The 25,593-nt window shown below is 36.7% G+C and carries 25 protein-coding genes; 15 read left to right on the top strand and 10 right to left on the bottom strand.

Translation table 11 applies throughout. From position 1 onward, the window contains the following. Nucleotides 1–204: 204 nt before the first annotated feature. Nucleotides 205–336, bottom strand: coding sequence for a DUF3941 domain-containing protein (locus J0N78_RS04640; protein WP_209121863.1), 132 nt, complete (start codon nucleotides 334–336; stop codon nucleotides 205–207). A gap of 366 nt (nucleotides 337–702) precedes the next feature. Between J0N78_RS04640 and J0N78_RS04635 the strand changes: the two genes are divergently transcribed. Continuing rightward, complete coding sequence (locus J0N78_RS04635) at nucleotides 703–1,524, top strand: YitT family protein (RefSeq protein WP_209121862.1); 822 nt, start codon at nucleotides 703–705, stop codon at nucleotides 1,522–1,524. Between the two features lie 16 nt (nucleotides 1,525–1,540). Then, nucleotides 1,541–2,038 carry a BsuPI-related putative proteinase inhibitor gene (locus J0N78_RS04630; RefSeq protein WP_209121861.1) on the top strand — a complete coding sequence of 166 codons (498 nt, stop codon included), beginning with the start codon at nucleotides 1,541–1,543 and terminating at the stop codon, nucleotides 2,036–2,038. A gap of 277 nt (nucleotides 2,039–2,315) precedes the next feature. On the opposite strand, the gene J0N78_RS04625 is transcribed toward J0N78_RS04630, so the two are convergent. From J0N78_RS04625 to J0N78_RS04615, 3 genes are read right to left on the bottom strand one after another with little or no spacing between them, the layout of a single operon-like run. Beyond that, on the bottom strand, nucleotides 2,316–2,480 hold the full coding sequence (locus J0N78_RS04625; protein ID WP_209121860.1) for a hypothetical protein: 165 nt from the start codon (nucleotides 2,478–2,480) through the stop codon (nucleotides 2,316–2,318). Then, entirely contained in the window at nucleotides 2,477–5,452 is a 2,976-nt protein-coding gene (locus J0N78_RS04620; protein WP_209121859.1) for a DEAD/DEAH box helicase, read from the bottom strand. Before J0N78_RS04620 ends, J0N78_RS04625 begins: the two co-directional genes overlap by 4 nt. Beyond that, entirely contained in the window at nucleotides 5,445–6,719 is a 1,275-nt protein-coding gene (locus tag J0N78_RS04615) for a hypothetical protein (RefSeq protein WP_209121858.1), read from the bottom strand. The genes J0N78_RS04620 and J0N78_RS04615 overlap by 8 nt, the downstream gene beginning before the upstream one ends. Before the next feature lie 176 nt (nucleotides 6,720–6,895). On the opposite strand from J0N78_RS04615, the gene J0N78_RS04610 reads away from it, so the two are divergent. Both J0N78_RS04610 and J0N78_RS04605 read left to right on the top strand, forming a co-directional pair. Then, nucleotides 6,896–7,198, top strand: a complete 303-nt coding sequence (locus J0N78_RS04610; RefSeq protein WP_209121857.1) for a hypothetical protein — start codon at nucleotides 6,896–6,898, stop codon at nucleotides 7,196–7,198. Between the two features lie 136 nt (nucleotides 7,199–7,334). Next, nucleotides 7,335–8,411 (top strand): NAD(P)H-dependent flavin oxidoreductase, encoded by a 1,077-nt coding sequence (locus J0N78_RS04605; RefSeq protein WP_209121856.1) that lies wholly within the window; start codon nucleotides 7,335–7,337, stop codon nucleotides 8,409–8,411. Between the two features lie 55 nt (nucleotides 8,412–8,466). Here the strand turns inward: J0N78_RS04605 and J0N78_RS04600 are convergent, their stop codons facing one another. Both J0N78_RS04600 and J0N78_RS04595 read right to left on the bottom strand, forming a co-directional pair. Beyond that, complete coding sequence (locus tag J0N78_RS04600; protein WP_209121855.1) at nucleotides 8,467–8,772, bottom strand: AzlD domain-containing protein; 306 nt, start codon at nucleotides 8,770–8,772, stop codon at nucleotides 8,467–8,469. Nucleotides 8,773–8,787: 15 nt separating this feature from the next. Continuing rightward, nucleotides 8,788–9,492, bottom strand: coding sequence for an AzlC family ABC transporter permease (locus tag J0N78_RS04595; protein WP_209121854.1), 705 nt, complete (start codon nucleotides 9,490–9,492; stop codon nucleotides 8,788–8,790). Nucleotides 9,493–9,586: 94 nt separating this feature from the next. Here J0N78_RS04595 and J0N78_RS04590 point away from each other — a divergent pair, with 94 nt between their 5' ends. After that, nucleotides 9,587–10,147, top strand: coding sequence for a helix-turn-helix domain-containing protein (locus J0N78_RS04590; RefSeq protein ID WP_209121853.1), 561 nt, complete (start codon nucleotides 9,587–9,589; stop codon nucleotides 10,145–10,147). A gap of 428 nt (nucleotides 10,148–10,575) precedes the next feature. Here the strand turns inward: J0N78_RS04590 and J0N78_RS04585 are convergent, their stop codons facing one another. The 4 genes from J0N78_RS04585 to J0N78_RS04570 all read right to left on the bottom strand — a co-directional run bounded on the left by J0N78_RS04585 (nucleotide 10,576) and on the right by J0N78_RS04570 (nucleotide 13,148). Continuing rightward, nucleotides 10,576–11,181 (bottom strand): hypothetical protein, encoded by a 606-nt coding sequence (locus J0N78_RS04585; protein WP_209121852.1) that lies wholly within the window; start codon nucleotides 11,179–11,181, stop codon nucleotides 10,576–10,578. Nucleotides 11,182–11,300: 119 nt separating this feature from the next. Then, the gene (locus J0N78_RS04580) at nucleotides 11,301–11,753 is read right to left on the bottom strand and encodes a GNAT family N-acetyltransferase (protein ID WP_209121851.1); all 453 of its coding nucleotides are present in this window, start codon (nucleotides 11,751–11,753) and stop codon (nucleotides 11,301–11,303) included. A gap of 277 nt (nucleotides 11,754–12,030) precedes the next feature. After that, nucleotides 12,031–12,252, bottom strand: coding sequence for a DUF3813 family protein (locus tag J0N78_RS04575; protein WP_209121850.1), 222 nt, complete (start codon nucleotides 12,250–12,252; stop codon nucleotides 12,031–12,033). Between the two features lie 77 nt (nucleotides 12,253–12,329). Further along, nucleotides 12,330–13,148 (bottom strand): Cof-type HAD-IIB family hydrolase, encoded by an 819-nt coding sequence (locus J0N78_RS04570; RefSeq protein WP_209121849.1) that lies wholly within the window; start codon nucleotides 13,146–13,148, stop codon nucleotides 12,330–12,332. Nucleotides 13,149–13,331: 183 nt separating this feature from the next. Between J0N78_RS04570 and ctaG the strand changes: the two genes are divergently transcribed. The 10 genes from ctaG (at nucleotide 13,332) to J0N78_RS04520 (ending at nucleotide 25,227) form a co-directional block, all read left to right on the top strand. Beyond that, nucleotides 13,332–14,261, top strand: a complete 930-nt coding sequence (ctaG, locus tag J0N78_RS04565; protein ID WP_209121848.1) for a cytochrome c oxidase assembly factor CtaG — start codon at nucleotides 13,332–13,334, stop codon at nucleotides 14,259–14,261. Between the two features lie 80 nt (nucleotides 14,262–14,341). After that, a complete protein-coding gene (locus J0N78_RS04560; protein WP_209121847.1) occupies nucleotides 14,342–14,974 on the top strand; it encodes an SCO family protein in 633 nt (210 codons plus the stop codon). A 341-nt stretch (nucleotides 14,975–15,315) separates the two neighbouring features. After that, nucleotides 15,316–16,356 carry an N-acetyl-gamma-glutamyl-phosphate reductase gene (gene argC, locus J0N78_RS04555; RefSeq protein ID WP_209121846.1) on the top strand — a complete coding sequence of 347 codons (1,041 nt, stop codon included), beginning with the start codon at nucleotides 15,316–15,318 and terminating at the stop codon, nucleotides 16,354–16,356. A gap of 33 nt (nucleotides 16,357–16,389) precedes the next feature. Further along, complete coding sequence (gene argJ / locus J0N78_RS04550) at nucleotides 16,390–17,625, top strand: bifunctional ornithine acetyltransferase/N-acetylglutamate synthase (protein WP_209121845.1); 1,236 nt, start codon at nucleotides 16,390–16,392, stop codon at nucleotides 17,623–17,625. 24 nt (nucleotides 17,626–17,649) lie between these two features. Beyond that, a complete protein-coding gene (gene argB, locus J0N78_RS04545; protein ID WP_209121844.1) occupies nucleotides 17,650–18,429 on the top strand; it encodes an acetylglutamate kinase in 780 nt (259 codons plus the stop codon). Beyond that, entirely contained in the window at nucleotides 18,426–19,556 is a 1,131-nt protein-coding gene (locus J0N78_RS04540; protein WP_209121843.1) for an acetylornithine transaminase, read from the top strand. The genes argB and J0N78_RS04540 overlap by 4 nt, the downstream gene beginning before the upstream one ends. 91 nt (nucleotides 19,557–19,647) lie before the next feature. Further along, the gene (locus tag J0N78_RS04535; RefSeq protein ID WP_209121842.1) at nucleotides 19,648–20,727 is read left to right on the top strand and encodes a carbamoyl phosphate synthase small subunit; all 1,080 of its coding nucleotides are present in this window, start codon (nucleotides 19,648–19,650) and stop codon (nucleotides 20,725–20,727) included. Continuing rightward, complete coding sequence (locus J0N78_RS04530; protein ID WP_209121841.1) at nucleotides 20,720–23,896, top strand: carbamoyl-phosphate synthase (glutamine-hydrolyzing) large subunit; 3,177 nt, start codon at nucleotides 20,720–20,722, stop codon at nucleotides 23,894–23,896. The genes J0N78_RS04535 and J0N78_RS04530 overlap by 8 nt, the downstream gene beginning before the upstream one ends. A 12-nt stretch (nucleotides 23,897–23,908) precedes the next feature. Next, nucleotides 23,909–24,868, top strand: coding sequence for an ornithine carbamoyltransferase (gene argF / locus J0N78_RS04525; RefSeq protein ID WP_209121840.1), 960 nt, complete (start codon nucleotides 23,909–23,911; stop codon nucleotides 24,866–24,868). A gap of 179 nt (nucleotides 24,869–25,047) precedes the next feature. Next, the gene (locus J0N78_RS04520) at nucleotides 25,048–25,227 is read left to right on the top strand and encodes a YjzC family protein (RefSeq protein WP_209121839.1); all 180 of its coding nucleotides are present in this window, start codon (nucleotides 25,048–25,050) and stop codon (nucleotides 25,225–25,227) included. Nucleotides 25,228–25,593: the final 366 nt, after the last annotated feature.

The raw sequence follows: 25,593 nt of genomic DNA, 5'->3' as shown, positions 1-25,593 counted from the left end.
ATCTTTTTTGATAAGACAAGAAAGTATAACTTTTCAGAGGATGTCTAGCTACAGCGCCCAGCGTCTAGTGGACTTCGCTCCCCCTCCTTACGATAAGTCAACATCGCCTCGTTAGCACTCGCCGTGTATCCTTTATCTCATACGGTGGGGCGCAAGGATATACGCCGCTAAACGGGCGCTTGCGCTTTTCTTATAACATGTGGCTTATAAATGATCTGTCTTTTTTGAATATTGGTTTTTACCAAGTTCAGCATTTTTCTCACGTAAACGATTTTTCTCCTGAAGTTTTGCATTGTTATCTCTTTTCTTCTTATCGTCATCTTTTGTTACAGGCACTTCAATCCCTCCCTCATGGTTGTTCTCTTTTTATTGTGTCCACGTCTCTTTAAATCATCCGACATGATCAGCTCTTTTTATTACTATTTTTTTACGGAATAAGATAAAATGTAGCTATCAATAATGGTATGTGGAGATATGTGTGTTCTCAATAGTTCAAGTGATGTCACTTTTATTAGTGACCCTTTAGCAGATCATAAAGTTTCAAGGGAAGGAATATTAGCTGTCGTTGATTGGCTTAATAGTCAACTCATTTGCAGGGAACAAAAAGCTCACTAATGGACAGTGAGCTTTCTCTATGATGAGGTGTTTAATATAGACAGTAAACGTTAAAACTACAATTAGAATTATGGAGCAGGTGAATGAATGGAAGTTGTTAAAAAGTTATTTATTATAATTATAGGTGCTTTACTTATAGCGATTGGCTTAAATGTTTTTTTAATTCCAGCGAATGTATTTGCTAGTGGATTTACAGGGGTAGCTCAGCTCATTGCAACCGTCATCCCTTTATCAACAGGGATTCTCTTATTCCTATTGAATATTCCAGTTGCTATATTAGGTTGGTTAAAAATTGGAAAATCATTTACACTTTTTAGTTTTATAAATGTAATCCTCACCACATTTTTTCTTGAAATCACCCCAGTGATTGAGATTTCTTCTGATCTCCTTTTAAATGCAGTATTTGGAGGAGTGATCCTAGCTATTGGTGCTGGGATTACATTGAAATGGGGGGCTTCTTCTGGAGGATTAGACATTATTGCTCTCATATTGTCACGTAAGAGTGATCGTCCAGTAGGCATTTATTTTTTCTTATTGAATGCACTTATTGTCATTACTTCTGGTCTTTTATTTGATTGGGAACGAGCTCTTTATACCCTTGTAACACTATATGTAAGCTCAAGGGTCATTGATGCGATATATACGAGACATGTTAAATTAACTGCTTTTATTATTACTAAAAATGCGGATAAACTGAGAGAAGCTATACATAATCGAATGACGAGAGGAATTACTCGCCTACCTGCAAAAGGAGGTTACTCTCAAGAAGAAAAAGAGATGTTAATGATCGTAATCACTAGATATGAGCTCTATGAACTTAAGAAAGTCATCCAAGAAGTTGATCCTAGTGCATTTACGAATATTGTTGAGACTGCTGGTATATTTGGCTTATTTAGAAAAGAAGGTTAGAAAGGAAGGTATATTCGTGAATAAAATACTATTCATAACAGTAATGGTTATTTTAGCATTAGTAGGATGTGGGACATCTGATGAAGTAACAGAAAATAGTGATGCAGAGAAAAAGCAAGGGGGAGAAGAAGTGAGTACACTCGTGACATCGTTAAAAGTAGATAAGGAAGCAGACAAGCTTTCATTTACATTATCTCTTACAAATAAAGGGGAAGATGAGGTGGTTATAGAATTTCCTACAGGTCAGCTCTTTGATTTTATCGTTGTAACTGAAAAAAATGAGGTTGTTTACAAATATTCAGAAGGTATGATGTTTACCCAGGCTATCGTTGAAAAAACTTTAAATCCTAACGAAACGATGACGTTTACGGATGAGTGGGACTTAATGATTGAAGGAGAAAGAATCCCTGCGGGCAAATACAAAGTAATTGGTGAACTGCCAATTATGACAGTAAATGGTAATGAAGCATTTAGAGAACAATTTCTTGTTGAAGAAAATCTTGTAATAGAATAATGCGATTTAGAATGTTTTTATCATAGAAAATTTTTTAAGCCCGTGAAGAGAAAAACAGTTCTCGGTACACGGGCTTTATAAGCGTTTTTTAGAAGATAGGAAGATAACTTTTCAGATGATGTCTAGCTACAGCGCCCAGCGTCTAGTGGACTTCGCTCCCCCTCCTTACGATAAGTCAACATCGCCTCACTACCGAACACCCGAGTTTCCTTTATCTCCTGCGGTTCAGTCCAGTCCGTACGTCGCTAAACGGGCACTTCCGCTTTTCTTATAACCTTTATGATGGTTCCCATTCTTTTTTAGCGGCATCTTGAATAGCTTCCAACAATTGCTGCCACTCTTTACCAAGCTCTTCTGTATCGTTTATATGTTCTTTTTTTTGTGGTAATGCTCCGTTCCCTCTCCAAAATTCAATGAACTGAATCGGTACACTGTTTTTCATTTTTGATCACTCCATTCTAGTAGTGATTTTAATTCATCGGTTGTTAGTTCAGAGACACTTTTTTCATTCAGAGATAAAATGTCATCTGATAGTGACTGTTTTTTTATGAGGAGTCGATCTATTTTTTCTTCAATCGTTCCTTTAGAAACCAGTTTATGGACTGTTACCTTTTCCGTTTGTCCGATCCGATAGGCACGATCTGTTGCCTGATTTTCGACAGCCGGATTCCACCAGCGGTCATAATGAATCACATGATTTGCAGCAGTTAAGTTCAAGCCGACTCCACCAGCACGTAACGATAAAATGAAAATAGGTGTACTTGCATCTTCTTTAAACTTATTGATGACTTCATCTCGCTCATGACGTGCTAAACCTCCATGAAGAAAGGGAACGTCAACCTTGAAATACTCAGAAAGACCGAGCTGTAATAACTGACCCATTTCTTTATATTGCGTAAAGATTAATAATTTTTCCTCATTATCAATGATTTGTTCAACAAGAGTAAATAATAAATCCCATTTTTCAGAACGATGATGTAGCCCCCCACGATCCTTTAAAAATTGCGAAGGGTGATTACAAATTTGTTTAAGTTTTGTAATACTACTTAAAATGGTTGCTCGTCTTTCAATCGAATTTTTTTCATCGATAGAAGCTAATAATTCATTTACGACAGCCTGATAAAGTGATGCCTGTTCAGCTGTTAAACCGACGACATATGTTTGCTCGGTTTTGTCTGGTAACTGAAGCTCTAATGCTTTATCGGATTTTTTTCTTCTTAACAAGAAAGGTGAAATAAGTATACGTAATTGTTGCAGCTTTTTCTCGTTCGGATGACTTCCTTCTATCTCTTTTACAAACGCACGTTGAAATTGTTGGTATTGTCCTAAATAACGATCATTTAACATATCCATAATCGACCAAAGTTCCTTTAATCGGTTTTCAATAGGTGTACCTGTCAATGCGATCCGGTGAGAAGCGCTAATCAATTTAATTGCCTTTCGTTGTTTCGTTTCAACATTTTTGATTTGCTGTGCTTCATCAAGAATCAGTCCGTTCCACACCGTATTTGAAAAGATAAGTTCATCACGAAAAGCGAGAGCGTAAGATGTAATAACAATATCATATGGCCAGTCTCTATCACCTGCATCGGCTAATCGTTCAACACCATGATGGACAAATACAGATAAGTGTGGCGCAAATCGCTGCAACTCTTCTTGCCAATTGCCAATGAGTGAAGTTGGACAAATAATCAGAAATGGAGTTGTACGTGTTCCTGTCTGACTTTCTATTACGGCGAGCATATAGGCAATCGTTTGGATCGATTTCCCTAACCCCATATCATCTGCTAAACAAGCTCCAAACCCAACTCTTCGCATATGAAATAACCAGGATACTCCTTCAATTTGATAAGGCCTTAATTCTCCTTTTAATGAAGCTGGTGGTGTAATTGACGCTATTTCTTTATTTAATGTCGCTTCAATAGCACTTAATAGTTTTTCGTCCCATTGGATGGATACGTCGAGCCCGTCACTTTCTTTAATATCGTCTAATAAATAGGTTTTCCACGTATCAAGAAGGGACGTCTGCTGCTCTTTTTTTTGGTTCAAATATTTTGTTAAGTGTTTGGCTTCATTTGGGTCCCAATATAGCCATTTTCCATTCCATTTAATAAAAGGAGTTTTCAAATTAACAAGCTTTGTAAACTGTTCGTGCGTTAATTTTTCACCATTTAGTACAATTTCAAAGTTAAATTCACTTATCGTTTGCCAATTGAACATCGATTCGCTATCACTTGAACTCTCAGCAGATTGATCAGTGACCTGAATATTAGCTTGAAAGTGATTTGGTCGCTTTTTTAACCAGTTCGGAACGACAACGCCAATTCCTAAACGACGAAGGTGCTCAAAATGATAGGTCAAAAGATCATAAACTACCTCCTTCGTAACAAGTGATATGGGACGTGTTATCGATAAAGAAGATAGTTCTGGTATGAGTTGAATGATTTCTGCAATATCTTCTTTAAGTCGAGTAACCGGGTTTACCCTCCATGGATGGTGACCTCTATGTAAATCCTCAAGTGAAACAATAATCGATGGGTCATTCCGGTCTTGTAAAAAGAGCAATATTTTCCATTCATCTTCATTTTGATTTGGTTCTTCAATTGCAATTGTTGTTTGAAAAGGTACAGCTGGAATGGCACCAAGTTCTTCGAGAAAAAGTTTATCGTCTGCTTCTTGGTCAGGTATATCATTTAGCAAATAATATTTGGAATGATGGAGTTCTTCAAATGCTTTTTGTACTTCCATATCTTTAGCAATTAAATATTGAACAAATTGACTGCAAATCTCACTTGCCATTTTTCTAAACGAATAGTTCTCTCGCTCATCATTGGAAATATGATGCAATCTGGGTTCAATGAATGAAAATGAAACTTTCGGTAATGTTTCTTCCCAGTCGGTCCAATTCCATTTCGCTAATTCCCAAGCTCCAGAGGAGGTGAGTATAAGATTTCCGTTTTTAATTTCCGTTTGAATCGTTGAAAAAATGGTTAACCAGTAGTTAAAATCATAAGCCAGCTTTATTTTGGGAAGCTGATTCCAGCGTTTCATACTCTCTATATATTTAGGCAATTCTTTTTTTTGTATGACAATACCTTCTAATGGGAACACAAATTCAGTTGATGTTGTGTTCGCTTGGTAAACGAGAGTTTCACCTACTTCACTATAAAACATTCGTTCTTGTATAGGTGCAATTAATGATGCTTTTTTCGTTTGGACAAATGTTCCATAAAACGAATTAGCGTCATCTTGAAAGAGAGTCAGCTTTAATTCGAATGGTGAATATAAAAATGGATATTGAAAGTTTAAGTAGTCTTTATACTTCTTATGTTGTTTTTGTTCACCCCAAATAAAGAAGTAATCTCCTAACCATCCACCATGTATGAGGACGTGATTTGGATTATAGTTACTCATCGATCGTTTTCATCTCCTGGATTAATGCACGATATGTTTTATAGGTTTGATTAAACATCGAAATGAATTCATAAAAACGCTCAAGTTGGTTTGTTCTTTCATATAAAAGCTTTAACTTCTTCATGAATTGAACAGCATCGGAATAGTGTGAGCGCATTTTTTTTTCGACTAAGCGAACGATAAACTGATGATAGATAGGAATTGTTCGTTCAGGCAGCTGTTTTTCTAATTGTTCTAACAGCTGTTGCTTTTCATCGCTCAGTTGAAAAGGATGAGGCTCTTCGTTTAAAAAATAATAGATAGCCTCTTCCCATTTTTGTTCGTATAAAATAATTTCAATATATAGCTTTTGTATGGTTGGGTATGAGAGTTGTTCTCCAAGATTCTCTTTTACTTTTTTAAATAGTAGGCTTCGGTCCTTACCTTCTATAGACTTCGACAATTTTATATAAGATTGTAGTGTAGGACGATTGAGCCACTTTGCTAGGTGGTTTGTGAAATCAAAAGAATTTTTTTTATCCTTTAGTAATGAATTATAAAAATATTGTAGGTTTCCGAGATGGCCATTCCAACTAGCTGTAAAAAGTTCAAACCAACTTTGCATCGTATCCCACTCCTGGCGGTTGTACAGCAATGTAAAGTGATAGTATAAATCGTTAGCAGTTATCCGTTGTTTATGTAGTTTTAAATAAGTCAGAGAACCAACGCCATCTAGGCAAATTAATGCTAACAGGCTAGTAATGATAGATAGCTGAAACGGACGGTCATGATCCTGATGTAGTTGTTGAAAATAACGATAATACGGTTCAATCCATTCTTCATTTTCATTTAGAATAAACCATTTCGAAAGGAAGTGATACCAAACAGATTTTTCTATAGTTAAATATCGTAAGAATAAAAGAATAAGTGATTCTGTAATAGCGTGCTTTTCCTTAAGTTCTAGCCTAGCATTATCCTCATCTAATAGGATGATGACGTACTCACAAAGCGTGGTTAAGAAAAGGTCGAAACGTCGTTCGAAAGATGCATAAGTTGTAAATTTTATCCCGAGTGACAAAAGACCGTTCATCATCATCAATGATTTATCGACTATAGCTATTAGATCCCCGTCTAAATCTTTTATGAGTTTTTCAAACGATTCCTTAACTAGCTCTGTAATTTCAACATCTTTTAAGTAGGTTGAAGCAGAAAGTTTTTTATATAACTCAAGAATATCTCCCTCAAGATTATCCAATTCAGAATGATCGTATTGTTTTAGATTAAGCATTAATATCAACCCTTTACCCTTAACTCCTATCTAATAGGATAGTCAAAATGACATTATTATATCAATAGTAACAAAAAAGCTTGTTAGATGCGTAAAATTTAAGAAGGAATTAAACGAACTTTAAAGAATGAAAAAGATATATAAAATTTTTAGACGAATATAAGGGAGAGTGTGTAATGAGTATTCGAAATAAGAAGCACATTGAACAATTACTAAAAACATTTTGTGATTGGTCAGAATATGATTCAACGCAATTAAAAAACTACTTTGTTTTTGATGATAAGGAACGAGGTGGTGTTATCACGTTAATGAAAGCGGAAGGTCGTTGGTCTATTCATGGAAAAGGTGAAGGTTATAGCGATCCTGCAGAAACCATTCTACCAGAGGAAGATGTAAAGAAGCTTTTATGGAACCACCGTGCCGCGGTTAATCGAGCGATTAAAGCTCTTCATGGAAATAAGCAACCGATTGTAAGCTGAACCAACGCTCATTTAATGTAAAAAGATAGAAGGACTAAAAATGTAATAGTCCTTCTATCTTTTTTAAAAGCTGTTTTCGTAAACTTTGTTGCTATTGGAGAACGCGTATTTTAAATGGAAAGTGGAGGAATAAAAAATGTGGTATGAGACAGCTTTGACAAAAACTTTAAATATAAAATTACCAATCATACAAGCACCAATGGCAGGGGGGGCGACGACACCAGAGTTAGTAGGTTCGGTTTCTAATTGTGGTGGATTAGGCTCATTAGGGGCGGGGTACATGGACGCTGAAGCAATGAGAAATTCGATCCATAAAATTCGAGAGTTAACGAATAATCCCTTTGCGGTAAATTTATTTATTCCAGAGCCTGTCGACATTCAGGAAAGAAAAGTGCGAACGATGACCGAAACATTACAATCATTTTATGATGAGCTTGGTATTGAGCAGCCACCATTACCAGACGTATATGGGCCACAATTTGAACAACAAATGGAAGTAATAATCGAGGAGAAAATTCCTGTTTTTTCTTTTACATTTGGAACGCTTGAAAATAAGTGGATCGATCGATTAAAGGCTAATCGAACAAAGATGATTGGGACAGCAACGACAGTCAAAGAAGCGAAACAATTAGAAGGATTAAATGTCGATGCAATTGTCGCCCAAGGAAGTGAAGCAGGAGGACATCGAGGTGCATTTGCAGGAAGTGCTGAAGATTCAATGATTGGAACGATGGCGCTTGTTCCACAAATTGTAGATACAGTTCAAATACCTGTTATCGCGGCTGGTGGAATTATGGAAGGAAGAGGATTGCTTGCGAGTTTATCACTTGGAGCAGGTGCGGTTCAAATGGGTACAGCTTTCTTACCAACAATAGAAAGTGGAGCACATCCACTCTATAAAAGTGCTTTAATAGAAGCTACTGAGGAAGATACGATAATTACGACTATGTTTTCCGGTAAAGCGGCGAGAGGGTTAAAAAATGAATTTATTGGAAGGTTAAAAAGTGTAGCTGTTGATGAAGTTCCAGATTACCCAGTGCAAAATGCATTAACACAACCCCTGCGAAAGGAAGCTGCCAAGCAAGGAAGGGCAGAATGGATGTCAATGTGGGCAGGGCAAGGCCTCCGACTTACAGAGGTTGTTGGGGCCAAGCAAGTGATGGATCGTATAATGGACGAAGCGAATAGCGCTCTTAGGAGATTACAAAACTAAAAAGGCTGACGTATAAATTTCGTCAGCCCAAATGGTATAATATGTGTATATACTATTATAAAAACAAAGAAATCACTGTTAAAATTCCTATACTACTGAGGACGACAACAATTAAATTCGCACCGAGATATGCAATGACAGCCGCAGTAATACCGCCAATAAGACCAAACATAACATTTTCATGGACGGTTAATATCCCTGGAAATATTAATGCTCCTAGCGCTGCATACGGAACATTTCTTAGGATTGCTTGCAGCTTTGGAGGTATTTTATTTGCGTCTAGAAATACGAGTGGTAACATTCTCGGAATGTAAGTGACAATCGCCATCCCAGCAATGATGAGGAGAATATTTGTATCCATTATTGTTTAACACTCCTATGCAGGTGCTTTTTTATCGATAAGTTCTATTACGATACAAGAGGTCAATGTCGCACAAATGATGGCCCATCCACTTGGAATAAATTGAGATAGTATCAAATTCAGTATAGCAGCGAACACGGCTAATGCAACGACCTTTCGATGCTTTTTTAAAGAAGGCATTAGTAATGCGATAAACATCGCATATAATGCAATAGCCATACTTTGTTGTAATGTTTCTGGTAGGATTGAGCCAACCAGGTATCCTATGCCTGAATTGATCACCCAGCTTCCATAAGCAATCGAGGCGACACCGACGACAAAGCCAGTTTTAACAGTGCCATCCTGAGTTGTTGTTACCGCAAATACTTCATCAGTAATTCCAAATGCATAAAACGCTTTTTTTAAGGGATGCTCTTGTTCTACTTTTTCACTAACAGCTGCACTCATAAGTAAATGTCTGATATTAACGATAAACGTCGTAAAAATGATTTCAAGTGCTCCAGTACCAATGGCAATTAAATTAAGTGCCATATATTGTGCTGCACCTGCAAATACAAAGATACTCATTGCAATGGTTTCAATGAAGCCTAATCCTGTTCCTTTGGCTAAAAGACCAAAGGTAATGGCTGCAGGCGTATATCCGATCGCGATTCCGAAACCGGCCATTATTCCGCGCATAAAAGAGTTATTAGCATAGTTAGCGCTCGTTAATGTTGCCATTCTATTCCCTCACTTTTAGAATAATACTAAAATGTATGTTATAATATACAGAATTGTAAACTATATTATACGAATTTTCAAGGAGAACTTTCCCATGAGTAAAGTGAATTTAAATCAGGTTATTGGAAAGAGGCTAAAACAAATTCGAGCAGAAAGAGGCTTGAGCTTAGATAAGCTTGCTCAATTGACGGAAGTCAGTAAACCAATGCTAGGCCAAATTGAGCGCGGAGAATCTAATCCAACGGTAAGCACCCTTTGGAAGATTGCGAATGGATTAAGAGTACCGTTTACGACTTTTATTGAAGAAGAAACACCTTTTATTCAAAAGGTTGTTCGAAAAGAAATTGAACCTTTAATTGAGGAGAAGGGTATGGTCCAAGTTTATCCTTTGTTCCCTAAAGAATATCAAAAACCGTTTGAGATATTTACACTTATCCTCGAACCTGGATGTCGACATATGTCTGACCCACATGCCTACGGAGTCGAAGAGTACATATTTATTGAAAAAGGTATGATGGAAATTAAGGTCGCTGATGAAACATTTATGATTGGAGAAGGTGAAGGGATACGCTTTTCTGCTCATTATAAACATTGCTATATTAATAAAGGTGCAGAAGATGCGATTGCAACTATGATTATTTATTATCCTATATGATGAGGTAAGCAATTCAAGGGGAAAGTTTAGAGCGATTAGATGATCTTAACTCTCTATCCAGAAGAGGAAAAGATGTTAGCAACATATTTTGACTGTAAGCCAAATGGTATATGTCCTTTTCGGTATAAAACGATAGGCTAGTACAAAAAAAGTCGGTATAAAACGATTTGCATACTTGCTATTCATAAAGAATTTTTATGAATTTCATTGGGCTGACTCCATCGTGTCTGAAATCCACCAACGTTCATGATAAGTCACTATCATGTTTAATGAGGTGTCTGACACATTGATAAGAGTCAGCCTAGTAATGCCACTTAGGAAAGTAGTGATTGTTAAGGTAAGTGTTAAGTGAAAATCCTATAGAAGTGAAATGAAACAAACGTTGCGAATTTATGAAACAGTTCATACCTAATATTTTAATATGAAGCTTATAACAGTTGTGATACTTCTTCTTTACGGTTAAGTAACTTTCTTAGCCTTTTTTTATGAATTCTTATTTTTTGTTCATCATTCTCCTGAATAGCTTCGTGCAATTCCATTAGCTCGTAATCAATTTCCATATTTGTAATGTTAAACAATGTTTGAGGCTCCAAGTTATGACCATACTCCCTGTATTCTACAATCGAACCATTCCTATTCATAATAATTTTTTCACTCCCATCAATTTCGATAATAGACTGAATACTCCCTGTCTTGTAACTCGTGATGTAATGGGGACCGTCAGTGCCAGTGAACTTTTTTACTACACCATTCCCATTAAACCTAGAGATAATGACTTCAAGGGCTTCGACAATGATTTCATCGTTTACAGTTAGTTGTTCTACATCTAAAGTTAGGAAATCTTGATTTCGGATGAATGGTATTTCGTAAAGTGTTTCATGGTTGTCGATAATCAGTAAAATCGTATCGTCTTCATACCGCCAAAAGAGTGAGAAGTTTTCATTCATCATTTTTTTAATAAACTGATGGAGTGCATGCTTGGACAGTTCCACATGGAGGTTGTTAAATTCTGCTTCGTAGTAATAATATGACACGGGCCACACTCCTTTATCGCTGTCATGACTGAGTTTTCTGAAGGTTGCTACTATACTATGAACAAAAAAAAAGAAAAAGAAGTAAAAAAAATAAAACTGTTGAATATGTTTCAACAGTTTTAAAATCTAAACCCATATCGTTTTGAAATGATGTCATAAAAGCCTAAAGAATTATACAAGGCTTTCGTTGCTTCATTATTAATCCCTGTTTCTAATTCAATACCTTTTATGTTTTTATTTTCTGACCAATAAATAATTTTTAAAAGCAGTTTTTTAGCAATCCCGCGATTACGAAATTCTTTATGAACATATAAATCATTTAACCATATATAATGTCCACCAATAGTCATACTAATGCCTATGTTAAAAAATGCAGCGCCAACTATTACTTCTTCCAGTTCGGCAACAAAGATATGTGCAGATGACCCTTCCTGAAGTGCTAGATTAATAGCTTCTAATAATCGATCATAAGCGTCCTCTTTTCCCAGCGATTCCATTTGCCCCATTAAAAGGTCAGCTAAACGAATTCGTAATGATTGATCTGCATCTTTTGGAACTTCATAAATTTTCATTAATCCTAGTCCCCCTATTCAAGACGAATTAATCCTAATTGTTTATAAATCTATTAGTTAACGATTCTCCAATTATTAGAGTAACATAAAAAGATTAGGTCGGATAGAGAAATCAAAAGAACTTCATTATTGATGGAGAGGTTCATTATGACAATGAAGGATAAGCTATCCACTTAAGACGTTTTCTAGAAATCCATATTTATATAATTTGACTAATACAAGAAAACCCCCACTAAAACTAAAGCGACATATCGCTTTAGTTTTAGTGGGGGGATGGTTATTGATACTCATTGTCAATTTGGTTGAGGCATTCTTGCATTTCTTCTAATTGTAGCTTTTGTGCAATCGTGGAATTTGCATATGCAGACAGTAGATTGTTTCTCGCTTTTTCGACTTGTACTTGAGCAGCTTGCATTTCTTCAGGTGTAACGGCATGTTGTGTCATTTGTTCCGCTAACTCTATAGCTGTACGGGCTTCTCGTAACAATTGATTGCTCATTTCTATTTGCTCCTTTAAAAAAAATTGAAGAGCGTGTGGTTCTCACGCAATTGTATTTTTTCCTAGAAGCCGTTTTATTATGTAAGTTTAAGGTTAAGCTTTTCTTCGAGGTAAATAGCGATACCATCTTCTTCATTACTTAAAGTAATATCGTTAGCAATAGATTTTAACTGGGTAATTCCATTTTTCATTGCAACACCAGTACCTGCATATTCAATCATTTCAAGGTCATTATCTTCATCACCAAATGCGATAATTCGTTCCCTAGGAATATGATAATAATTTGCAATTCGTTTTAAACCGATAGCTTTATTCATCCCGGCTCGAATAATTTCAATAATATTCCACGGGGCACCCCAGGAACGTTGATCGACAACTTCAGCATGAGCTTCCGCTAATAATTGCCGAAGTTCGTCTACATGTTCATCTTTAGGGTGAACGAGTACAGAGGTTGGATCATCTTGTAGAATGTGCTTCAAATTACCATGCTCCACAGGATTTTGACCCATTGTAAAGGTTTCAATAAAAACCTCATCATAATAACGAAGATAATAATCGTCGATAATTTCTACCATAATATTATTAACTCTAAAGGCTTCACACGTTTCAATAATTGTTTTCGCTGTGTTTACATCTAATGGTGTGTGATAGTGTCCAAAGGAGTGATCTAAAGGGTGGTGAACAAATGCACCGTTAAAATTAACAATTGGTGTTGTAAGCGATAATTCGTTATAATATTGTACGCTAGCTCGGTATGGTCTACCAGTAGAAATACAGACGATATGGCCTGCAGCTTTTGCTAGTTCAATCGCTTTTTTTGACCGAGGAGAAATGGTTTTATCATCTTTTAACAGTGTACCGTCAAGGTCAAGGGCAATTAAATGTTTATTGCTCATATTAAGACTCCTTTATGTTCAAAATATTGTTAGAAAATAGCCATCACTTTACACCTTAGGAAAAGGATTAAAATGTGCTATAGTTATAAACGAGAGTATCATACATCAACTATTTACACTACTAATGGTAATTTTATTCCCTAATTTTTAGTTAGGAATGCACTCGATAGGAGGAAAACAAAAGTGTTACAACAATTATTTACAAACTTTGGTTTTCGCGCATTATGGACACCAGAGCTCATCGTAATATTAATATTCGTCGGGTTGCTCTACTTTAAACTGGTTGGAAGCTGGCGAGAGCGTTTTGTGGGAGCCGAGCCTGTATCGGCAAAACAAAAAACGTACTTTAATCTTGGTCTTGTTGCTCTCTATCTCGGTTGGGGCAGTCCCCTTTATATAGCGGGTCATTTAATGATTACCTTTCATATGACTCAGATGGTTTTTGCTTATTTTATAGCAGTACCATTATTTATTTTAGGGACACCCAAATGGTTTTTCCATGCAATCGTATATAAAGCAAAAGGAACATTCCTTGAACCAACTGGAAAGCTTTTCTTTAATCCGCTGATTGGAGTTTTGTTGTTTAACGGACTTTTTTCTGTTTATCATTTACCGAACGTCTTTGATTTCTTAATGCAGAATATAATACTTCATAGTGCGTATGAGATCATATTGTTTGCAACTGCTACATTGATGTGGTGGCATATGCTAGCCCCGATTCCAAGCAAATTTCAGCTTTCTGATCTACGAAGAATGGGTTATATTTTTGCAAACGGTGTATTAATTACGCCAGCCTGTGCCCTTATTATATTTGCAGGAACACCGATGTATGGTGTTTATACAGATCCTACCACATGGGGAACAGTTATGGCATTTTGTTTACCAGCAGGAGCGGATATTCCTTATGGTCTATTTGCAAGTGGGGCTAATCCGTTTTCCCCAATGAATCCCGTTTATGATCAACAATTAGCAGGTATTGTGATGAAAATTATGCAGGAAATTACGTATGGCTTTACACTTGGATATGTATTTAAACAGTGGATTAAAAAGGAAAAGCAATCTGAAGGACCTTCAATTAGTGATATTCCTGTTACTCATACGATCAAAAATTAAAATGAAAGTTTATAGATGGATCCATAAGTGGGAATGCAACCTCACTTATGGGATTTCTACATATTTTAGGAGTTGTTACTATGAATAAGAACTTTATACAAAATTTATTTAGGGGAAATAAAATACTAGTACCTGTAATAGCATTAATCGTATTATTAAGTGGGTGTGGCTGGCTTTACCAGACCGATAAAAAGGTAGAAAGTGATTTTGACCTATCAGCGGCTAACTTAACGATTACACCTTTTTCTGCAGTAAACCAATCTGGCGAAGCTGTAACGAATGAAGATTTACTTGGTACACCATGGATTGCTAATATGGTATTTACTCGATGTCCTACTGTTTGTAATTTAATGACACCTAATTTTCGAGTACTACAATACGCTATGGAAGAAGAAGGACTGGACGTTAACCTAGTTTCATTTACAGTTGATCCAGACTACGATTCCCCAGAAGTATTGAAGCAGTATGGTGAAAATAATGACGCAGACTTTTCACGTTGGATGTTTTTAACCGGTTATTCTGCAGACGAAATTTCTAATATTGCAAAGAGTTCTTTTCAAACGCTTGTACAACATCTAGATGATAGTGATGATATCATGCATGGGACGAGCTTTTACTTAGTTGATGAAAAGGGACAAGTCATTCGTAAGTATGATGGATTAAATGCAGACCCTGAACCTATCATTAATGATCTAAAAAACTATTTACAATAACACAGTTAAAAGTTAATCATTATTTTCAAAACGTGCAGAGATGATTCTGTACGTTTTTTTCGTAGATTAATAAAGTATACATTTCGAGGGAGTCTAGCTTAAGGTGTATAAATTTATCATAATGAGAGTATAAACTGAGAGCGTTGCCTTTCAAATTTAAAGCTAAACTAAAGTAAAGTCTGTTATAAAAAGGTAAATAAAATAAAGTGTAAGAAAATTTTAATTAAAAATAAAAATACAGTTGCATTTATTTTTATTCATACTTATAATTATACACATCATAAAAAATATGGAATTGGATGAATGATATTATTTTTAATCAATCGGAGGAGGAGAAACCAATGAAAGCAGCAATTATCGGCGCAACGGGTTACGGCGGAGCAGATCTAATCCGGCTACTACATAATCATCCAGAGGTTGAGTTACGTTCTGTTCACTCTTCCTCACAACAAGGAATTAAGATCAGTGAGAGTTACCCACATTTACAAGGAATTAACGATTTGGTTTTACAAGATATAGACCCTCAAATCATTAAAGAACAAGCAGATGTAGTGTTCTTATCGACACCACCTGGAGTGTCGAGGGATATTTCTGGTCAGCTTATAGAAGCAGGGTTAAAAGTGATCGATTTATCAGGAGACTTACGGCTAGTGGATGGTAAAGTATATGAACAGTGGTATGGAAACGAGGCTGCGAATACTAGTTTACTAGAAAAAGCAGTGTACGGATTACCTGAATGGGAAAGAGAAAAAATACAACAAACTGAATTAATATCCAATCCAGGCTGTTATCCTACTGCAACACTACTTGGACTTCTACCGCTTGTAAAAAATGAATTAGTAGATAACCGGAGTATTATCATCGATGCTAAATCTGCTGTTTCAGGAGCAGGAAGATCTCCATCAGCAGTGACTCATTTTAGTGAGATGAATGATAATTTTAAAATTTATAAAGTAAATCAACATAAGCATATCCCAGAGATCGAGCAAGGTCTAAATATGTACGGCGGCGAAGTTCCTTTTGTAACATTTAGTACTCACCTTGTTCCGATGACGAGGGGAATTATGGCAACCATTTATGCAAATAGTAAAAGTGATCAAATAACTGAAGAACAGTTACGTGAGCTTTTTGAAGAAAATTATAAAAATTCACCGTTTGTAAGGATTAGAAAAAATGGTCATTATCCTTCAACGAAAGAAGTATACGGTACGAATTATTGTGATATCGGAATTACTTATGATGAACGGACTGGAAGAATCACTGTTGTTTCTGTCATTGATAATTTAATGAAAGGCGCAGCAGGTCAAGCGATTCAAAACTTAAATTTAATGTTAGGTTATGAGGAGACATCAGGACTCAATTATATCCCGACTTATCCTTAAGTGATAGGACTTATGAGAGGTGGAAAGTACAAGATGAATACAATTAGTAAAAAAGTAGAAGCAGTAACTTCGGTTGAAGGTGGAAGTATTATCACACCTAAGGGCTTTTCCGCTACTGGCGTTTACACAGCCGTAAAAAAGAGACGATTAGATTTAGGAGCTATCGTTTGTGAAGTACCTGCAAGTAGCGCTGGTGTATATACATTAAATAAAGTTCAAGCAGCACCATTAAAAGTAACGAAGGAAAGTATTGCAACGGAAGGTAAGCTGCGTGCCATCATCGTTAATAGTGGAAATGCTAATGCTTGTACGGGGAAACAAGGCTTAGAAGACGCATACGAAATGCGTGAGCTTGGAGCAAAAAAATTCTCATTACCAGTTCATCAAGTAGCCGTAACATCGACAGGAGTTATTGGTGAATTATTACAAATGGATAAAATTAGAAAAGGCATTACAGAGTTAGAGCCTGAAGCTTCGTTTGAAGGAGCCAATCGATTTAATGAAGCGATATTAACGACAGATACGGTGAAAAAGCATGCGTGCTTTAAGACGACTATTGACGGTAAAGAAATTACAATCGGTGGAGTGGCAAAAGGCTCGGGGATGATTCATCCGAATATGGCAACAATGCTCGGTTTTGTTACGACAGACGCTAATATTGAACCAAAGGATTTACAAAAAGCCTTATCTTATGTAACCGATAAAACGTTTAACCGAATTACAGTAGATGGAGATACGTCGACGAATGATATGGTTGTTGTCATGGCTAGTGGTTTAGCAAATAACAATCTTTTAACTGAAGAGCACCCAAATTGGTCAGATTTCCTGACAGCTTTAGAAAAAACATGCGAAGGACTATCTAAAAAAATTGCTAGAGACGGTGAAGGTGCAACGAAGCTAATTGAAGTTCAAGTTAAAGGTGCAAAAAATGATGAGGAAGCTGGAAAGGTTGCTAAGCAAATTGTTGGTTCAGATTTAGTGAAATCGGCGGTGTTTGGAACTGATGCAAACTGGGGACGTATAATTTGTGCAATCGGTTATAGTGGTGCCGATATTGATCCAGAATCAATTGACATTGCGCTCGGACCAATTGAAACATTAAAAATGAGTCAACCCGTTCCGTTTTCTGAAGAAGAAGCAACGGCCTATTTAAACAAAGAAAACATTATGATTTATGTAGATTTACATGTCGGTGATGGATTTGGAAAAGCGTGGGGTTGTGATTTAACGTATGATTACGTCAGAATAAATGCAGGTTATCGTACGTAAACGATAACGAATGAGGGGAGAACTATGAAAGAGATTGTCGTTGTTAAATGTGGTGGTAGTACAATCGGGGAGCTTTCAGATGAGTTTTTTCTAAGCATAAAATCTTTAAAAGATGCAGGGAAATCACCAGTTATTGTTCATGGCGGGGGCCCAGAAATTAATAAATTGTTAACGGTTATGAAAATAGAAAGTGAATTCATAAATGGATTAAGAAAAACAACGAAAGACGTCCTAGAAACGGCCGAAATGGTTTTGTGCGGAAAAGTAAATAAAAATTTAGTTATTAAATTACAAGGAGCAGGGCTCAATAGTATCGGTTTATCAGGCTGTGACGGGAAGTTGATGACGGCTATTCCTATCGATAAAGAAAACTTAGGGTTTGTTGGTGAACCCGTTTCGGTTAATAAAATCATGCTCGAACAGTTAATTGACAGTGATTTGGTTCCTGTCATTGCTCCTATTGGTATAGGTGAGGATGGAGAACGTTATAACATTAATGCAGATACAGCCGCTGGAGTGATTGCAGATGCTTTAAATGCAAAGCAGCTCTTATTCGTAACCGATGTTCCAGGTATTTTAAAAAACGGAACGTTACTAGAACAAGTAACGACAGAAGAAGTTGAGGAACTAATTGAAAGTGGAACGATTTATGGTGGAATGATCCCGAAAGTAAAAGCAGCAATTAAAAGTCTACAAGGGAAGATTGAAGCGGTCATGATTGTTAATGGAAAAGGAACTACATTAACGAAACACGGTTCAATTGTTGGGACGAAAGTTATAAAAGAAAAGGTGGCCTTAACATGAGTTCAATTTTTCCAACATATGCGAGATGGGACATAACAGTCCAAAAAGCACAAGGAGCAACATTAATTGACATAAATGAAAAACAATATTTAGATTTTACATCAGGAATTGGGGTATGCAACCTTGGCCACAATCATCCAGTTGTTCACCAACGAGTAAAAGAACAATTAGATCAAGTGTGGCACGTATCTAATTTATTTCATATACCTACGCAAGAACAAGCAGCATCGATGTTAACTGAAAATTCATGTGGCGATTATGTTTTTTTCTGTAATAGTGGTGCAGAAGGAAATGAAGCTGCTATAAAGCTAGCAAGAAAATATACAGGGAAATGGAAAATTGTCTCTTTTAAGCAGTCTTTCCATGGTAGAACGTTCGGTTCGATGTCTGCGACAGGTCAGGATAAAATTCACGAAGGCTATGGTCCATTACTTCCCCATTTTGAATATGCGGTTTTTAATGACATCGACTCAGTTAAAAATTTAGTAGATGATCAAGTTGCTGCGGTCATGATTGAAGTCATCCAAGGTGAAGGTGGGGTTCATCCTGCAGATCCAAAGTTTATGGAAGAACTTCAGCAATTGTGTACAGATCAAGGAATATTATTAATCGTTGATGAGGTGCAAACCGGTATAGGGCGAACAGGAAAAGCGTTCGCATATGAGCACTACAATATTTCCCCAGATATTATCGTTTCAGCGAAAGGGTTAGGAAATGGATTTCCAATCGGTGCGGTAATCGGAAAAGAAAAATTAAAAGAAGCATTTGGACCAGGAAGTCACGGATCAACCTACGGTGGAAACCCGTTAGCAACAGCTGCAGCGAGTGCTGTTATGTCACAAGTCTTTCAGCCAGATTTTCTTCAACAAGTAGAGCAAAAAGGAAACTATTTGTTGAAGTTATTAAATGAAAAATTAACATCTAGCTTTGTTAAAGAAATAAAAGGAAAAGGGTTAATGATTGGGATTGAATGTACAGGTGAGGTCGCCCCATTATTAGCACAAATGAGAGAAAAAGGCTTTTTAGCGTTAAGTGCAGGCCCAAATGTCATTCGATTATTGCCTCCCTTAGTTGTAACAAATGAACAGCTCGAGCAAGCGGCTACATATTTAGCCGAGATAATATAGAATATCAACAATTTTTTTTAAGATAAATTGAATAAAAATACTACATTAAAAATAAATATACGGACATTGTGTGTGGTGAGGAGGAGAAAATATGAAAGGTTATTTAGTGCTCTCCACAGGAGAAACATTTGAAGGGGAATGGGTCGGACCTGAAGCTGATGTATACGGTGAAGTCGTTTTTTTTACAGGAATGACAGGATATCAAGAGGTAATTACGGATCCTTCTTTTAAAGGTCAAATCGTTGTATTTACGTATCCTCTTATTGGCAACTATGGAGTAAATGATATCGATAATGAAAGTCAACAGCCGCAAGTTTCAGGTGTCATCATGAGTGAATGTAACCCAAGTGGCTTTCATTATGAATCGAAACAATCTTTTCAGGAAAATTGCCAAAGCTCTAATATTCCGATGTTAACCGGAATTGATACCCGTGCGGTTGTTAAGCGAATTCGTGAACTAGGGGATATGGGAGCGATTTTAACGACTGATTTAAGTCGTGTGAATTTTGAACAATATACACCGATAGAACAGTTAAACCTTGTGGAAGAAGTTTCAGCACAAGAAATATTGACTTATGGCGAAGGTGATTCGCATGTGGTCCTTATCGACTTTGGATATAAAAAGTCAATTGTCGATGCCTTATTGAAATTTGATTGTAAAGTAACAATCGTACCATATGACACACCGTTTGAAGTCGTAAAAGGTTTACAGCCGGATGGCATTCTTTTATCCAATGGACCAGGTAATCCAAAACAGCTTGTAGGTCAGTTAAACGATATTAAAAAGTTAGCCGTTAATTATCCAACATTTGGTATTTGTTTAGGTCACCAGCTGTTAGCACTCGCTTTTGGAGCAGATACGGAAAAGCTTCGCTTCGGTCATCGTGGTGCTAATCAACCTGTTCAGGATTTACTTTCAAAGAGAGTCTATATGACTTCACAGAATCACAGTTATGTAGTCAAAGAAGATTCATTGCAAAACTCTGGACTAGTGGCTCGCTATAAAAATATAAATGATGGATCCGTTGAAGGACTTATTCATACTCAATTTCCAGTTGCTTCTGTTCAGTTTCACCCTGAAGCACATCCTGGCCCATCAGATAGTGAAGAGATATTTTCAGTTTTCATAAAAGAAATGAGCAGCAAGAGGAGAGAGAAAGCTTATGCCTAAAATTACGTCGATATCGTCAGTGCTTGTGATTGGCTCAGGCCCAATTGTCATTGGGCAAGCTGCAGAATTTGATTATGCTGGTACACAAGCATGTCTTGCACTAAAAGAAGAAGGAATCCGCGTCATACTCGTAAATAACAATCCAGCAACTGTCATGACTGACGAAGCGTGTGCAGACGTAGTTTATTTCGAACCGCTTACAGTGGAAAGTATTGAGAAGATCATTCAAAAAGAACAACCTGACGGCCTTTTAGCAACATTAGGGGGCCAAACAGGACTAAATTTAGCGTTAGCTTTGCATAAAGCGTCCATCTTAGAAAAGTATAACGTTCAATTATTAGGTACACCGATTCAATCGATAATGAAAGGCGAAGACCGAGAAGAGTTTCGTGACTTAATGAATGAGCTGAATGAGCCTGTTCCAGAGAGTCAGATCGTTTCAACTGAAGAAGCAGCCGTGAAGTTTGCAAATTCAGTAGGCTATCCGATAATTATTCGCCCTGCTTATACGTTAGGGGGAGCTGGTGGTGGAATTGCTACCGATGAAAGTGAACTTCGTTATATTGTGAAAGGTGGGCTTGCAGCGAGTCCAATTACACAATGTTTAATCGAACGTAGTATCGCAGGATTTAAAGAAATAGAATATGAAGTGATGCGTGATGCAAACGATACGTGTATTACAGTTTGTAATATGGAAAATATAGATCCTGTAGGTATCCATACAGGAGATTCAATTGTTGTTGCTCCGTCACAGACGTTGACGGATGTCGAATACCAAATGCTTAGATCAGCTTCAGTAAAAATTATTCGAGCATTAGGAATTGTTGGCGGATGTAATATTCAATTTGCATTAGACCCTGAAAGTAAACAGTATTATTTAATTGAAGTAAACCCGCGTGTAAGTAGATCTTCCGCACTTGCATCAAAAGCAACTGGTTATCCGATTGCTCGTATGGCGGCGAAGTTAAGTATAGGTTATCATCTGCATGAGCTACTTAATCCAGTTACTGGACACACGTATGCAAGCTTTGAACCTGCCCTTGACTATGTCGTCGTAAAATTCCCACGTTGGCCATTTGATAAGTTTGTTCAAGCAGACCGTAAGCTTGGAACACAAATGAAGGCAACTGGTGAAGTTATGGCTATCGAAAGAAATTTAGAAAGTGCGATTCAAAAAGCTGTTCGGTCGTTAGAAATCAAAGAGGATGGATTACTATTGCCAGCGCTAAAAAAATGGGCAGATGCTGAGCTATGGAATGTTGTGAAAAAAGCGGATGATCGACGTTTTTTTGCAATCTTAGAATTGATACGTCGTGGAATTACGGTTGAGAATTTACATGAGGAAACAAAGATTAATTTATTTTTCTTATTTAGCTTCAAACAGCTAATCGATTTAGAACAAGAAATCATCAATTCTTCTTTTGATAAGGTTCGTAAAGAGGAACTCTTTAAGTATAAACGCTTTGGTTTTACCGACCAATGGATAAGTCGAGCTTGGAATGTCACTTTACATGATGTACGAACGAAGAGAAACCAGTTTAATATTACTCCTTCGTATAAAATGGTTGATACGTGCGCAGCAGAATTTACGGCAAACACAGCGTATTATTACTCAAGCTGGCAAGGGGAACATGATGTTGATGTAACGAGTAATAAGAAGAAAATATTAATCGTTGGCTCAGGTCCAATTCGAATCGGTCAAGGAATTGAATTTGACTATTGTTCAGTACACGGAGCAATTAGTTTAAAAAAGCTTGGTTATGAAGCGATTATCATGAATAATAACCCTGAAACCGTCAGTACCGATTATGAAATGGCAGATCGTTTATATTTTGAGCCATTAACTGTAGAGGATGTCCTAAATGTGGTTGAACTCGAGCAAGTGGAAGGTGTTATCGTACAGTTAGGTGGGCAAACAGCCATCTCACTCGTCCAAGGGTTAGAGGAAGCTGGAATTCGTCTATACGGGACAACAATGGATACGATTGATCAACTCGAAGATCGCGGTAGATTTTATGAGTTTATGAAACATGTCGACGTTCCGCACATACCAGGAGTAACTGTTTATGATGAGGTTGGCTTAGTAGAACAAGCAGGTAAAATTGGTTATCCTGTGTTACTTCGACCATCTTATGTCATCGGTGGCCAAGGAATGGTCATTATAACAAGTCGTGATGAAATGATTGATCATATTAATAAGAAGGACGAAGCGATCGTTTTCCCGATTTTAATAGATGCGTACTATCCTGGTGTTGAAATCGAAGTAGATGCTCTTACTGATGGTGAAGAAATTTTAATTCCAGGGATATTTGAGCATATTGAGAAAGCCGGTGTTCATTCGGGAGATAGCATGGCTGTGACACCACCGTTTTCATTATCAGATCACGTAAAACAAACTGTTTACGATTATACAAAAAAAATAGCCAAAGGAATGGATTTCAAAGGTATTTTTAATATCCAGTTTGTCTTCTATAATAATCAACTGTATGTTATTGAAATTAATCCAAGGGCATCAAGAACAGTTCCAATCTTAAGTAAAGTAACTGGCTTGAACATGATAGAAACGACAGTACAGCTTTTATTAGGTCAGACTTTACGTAGTCTCGGATTATTACCAGGAATTCTTCCTGAGACAAATTATTTTACAGTGAAAGCACCCATTTTTTCTTATAGCAAGCTTTCAGGTTTAGATCCAATTTTAGAAGCTGAAATGAAGTCAACAGGTGAATTAATAAGCATTGGCAATACCGTTGAAGATGCGATGAAGAAAGCCTTCGCTTGGAGTGAAGGACAAATTCCGCCATTGTATCGTCAAAGAGGAACCATTTTTGTTGATATTGCTGAGGAAGAACTACCTGAATTTCAGCCACTGGCTAAACAGATTTGTGACTTAGGATTTACAATTGCTGAAGAGAAGCAACTCCTTTCAACTAGTACCGTAATCCCTTTTGATGAGTGGATTGAAAAGGAAGATGCAGTGGCCTATATAAGTATTCCTAAAAAAGGGTATAAAACTGGAAAGGAACTAAGGCAGAAAGCATTAAAGTATCGCATTACTGTTATTACAGAAACGACGACATTGGCTATGATGCTAAATAGCTTAAAAGGAAATGCAGACGAGGTTATTTCCATTCAAGAATGGATGCACCGAACAAAATCAAGTGTATAAGGTTGTGATGAAATGCTTCAATTTGAAACGAAAGTCGATGCTAATAAATTAAAAGGTAAAGATTTTTTAACATTACTTGATTTTAGTTCTGATGAAATCTTCTACTTATTAGAGTTAGCAGGAAATATGAAGAAGGCACAAAAAGAAGGTAAAATTTCGAATATTCTACAAGGAAAATCTCTCGGAATGATTTTTGAAAATGCGTCGACAAGAACGCGTGTATCCTTTGAGGTGGGAATGACACAACTTGGGGGGCATGCTTTGTTTTTAAGCCCACGTGATCTTCAAATCGGAAGAGGAGAACCAATTTCTGATACAGCTCAGGCTTTATCTCGTTATGTTGATGCAATTATGATTCGTACAAATAGTCATGAAAAAGTAGAAGAGTTAGCAAAATATTCGACAGTACCAGTGATTAATGCTTTAACTGATTACTACCATCCATGCCAAGCTTTAGCAGATCTATTAACGATTTATGAGCATAAAGGAACATTTAAAGATATTAAAGTCGTTTATGTTGGTGATGGAAATAATGTAGCACACTCACTTGTAATTGGTGCTGCTAAGGTTGGAATGGATATTGCAGTTGCATCACCTAAAGGGTATGAAATGAAGCAAGAGATCATTCAGAAAGCAAAAGAAGTGGCTGTATCAACAGGTTCAACAGTTACGGTTACAAATGATCCATTAGAAGCGGTAAAGGATGCTGACATTATTTATACAGATGTTTGGGCAAGTATGGGGTATGAGTCCGAGCAAAAAGATCGTGAAGCTGCTTTTGCACCATTTCAAGTAAACAGTGAGTTAGTGAGCAATGCGAAAGAAGATTATCTTTTCTTACATTGTCTTCCAGCGCATCGTGGAGAAGAAGTAACAGCAGAAATTATAGATAGCGCACACTCAGTCGTCTTTGATGAGGCCGAAAATCGATTACATGTCCAAAAAGCTGTACTTGCATCATTAATCAAGTAATCACTGTTTATTTGAAACTAAATAGCCTGACAGATAAAAGAGCGTAATGGATATAATAAGCCATTACGCTCTTCGTCGTTTTGGAAGGCGTATGGCTAAAGGTATTTTCATCCTTATACGTAAAATAAGCTCTAAGTGGGTATATTAATGAATGTACATTGTAAAAGGAGTGAAAATTTATGGGACAAAACCATCAATTTGTGCCGGGCCAAAAAGTACCGAATAATGGAATATACGTTGAGATCGGTGAAACAGGAAGTATGGTACAAAATCCAAAATCAATTAAGTTAGAAGCGGGCGATACATTCCCACAAACATCCAACCAAAATCGAAAATGGATGCCCAAACGGAAGCCATAACTAAAAAAAGCGTGACTTAAAACTAAGTGCTATGAAACCTCATTAGAAGCTTAAAATAATGAGAAAAATAAAACAAACTCATTTCTTTTATGACGGTGGAGCATTTGTAAGTCACCTGTTTATTAACTAAGTCGAAAAAACCAAGAAAATTTACAAAAACAGCATTTTTTTTATTGTTATACATATGAATAATAAGAAATAGGAACATATTTTGGAGGTTCTTATGGAGTATTTAAAAGCTGAATTAGAGGCTTTACTAGAGCAATCAGAGAGTAATTTAACCGACGCTGGTAAAGACAGAATCGAGTGGCTTTTGCAAGAATTAAATAGTGAAGCAGATTAGCCTCATAACCAATCTAACGTTCA

It is taken from the genome of Alkalihalobacillus sp. BA299, from assembly GCF_017745675.1.
Classification (GTDB): Bacteria; Bacillota; Bacilli; order Bacillales; family Bacillaceae_F; genus Alkalihalobacterium.
This window is presented reverse-complemented; position numbering and strand designations above follow the sequence as displayed.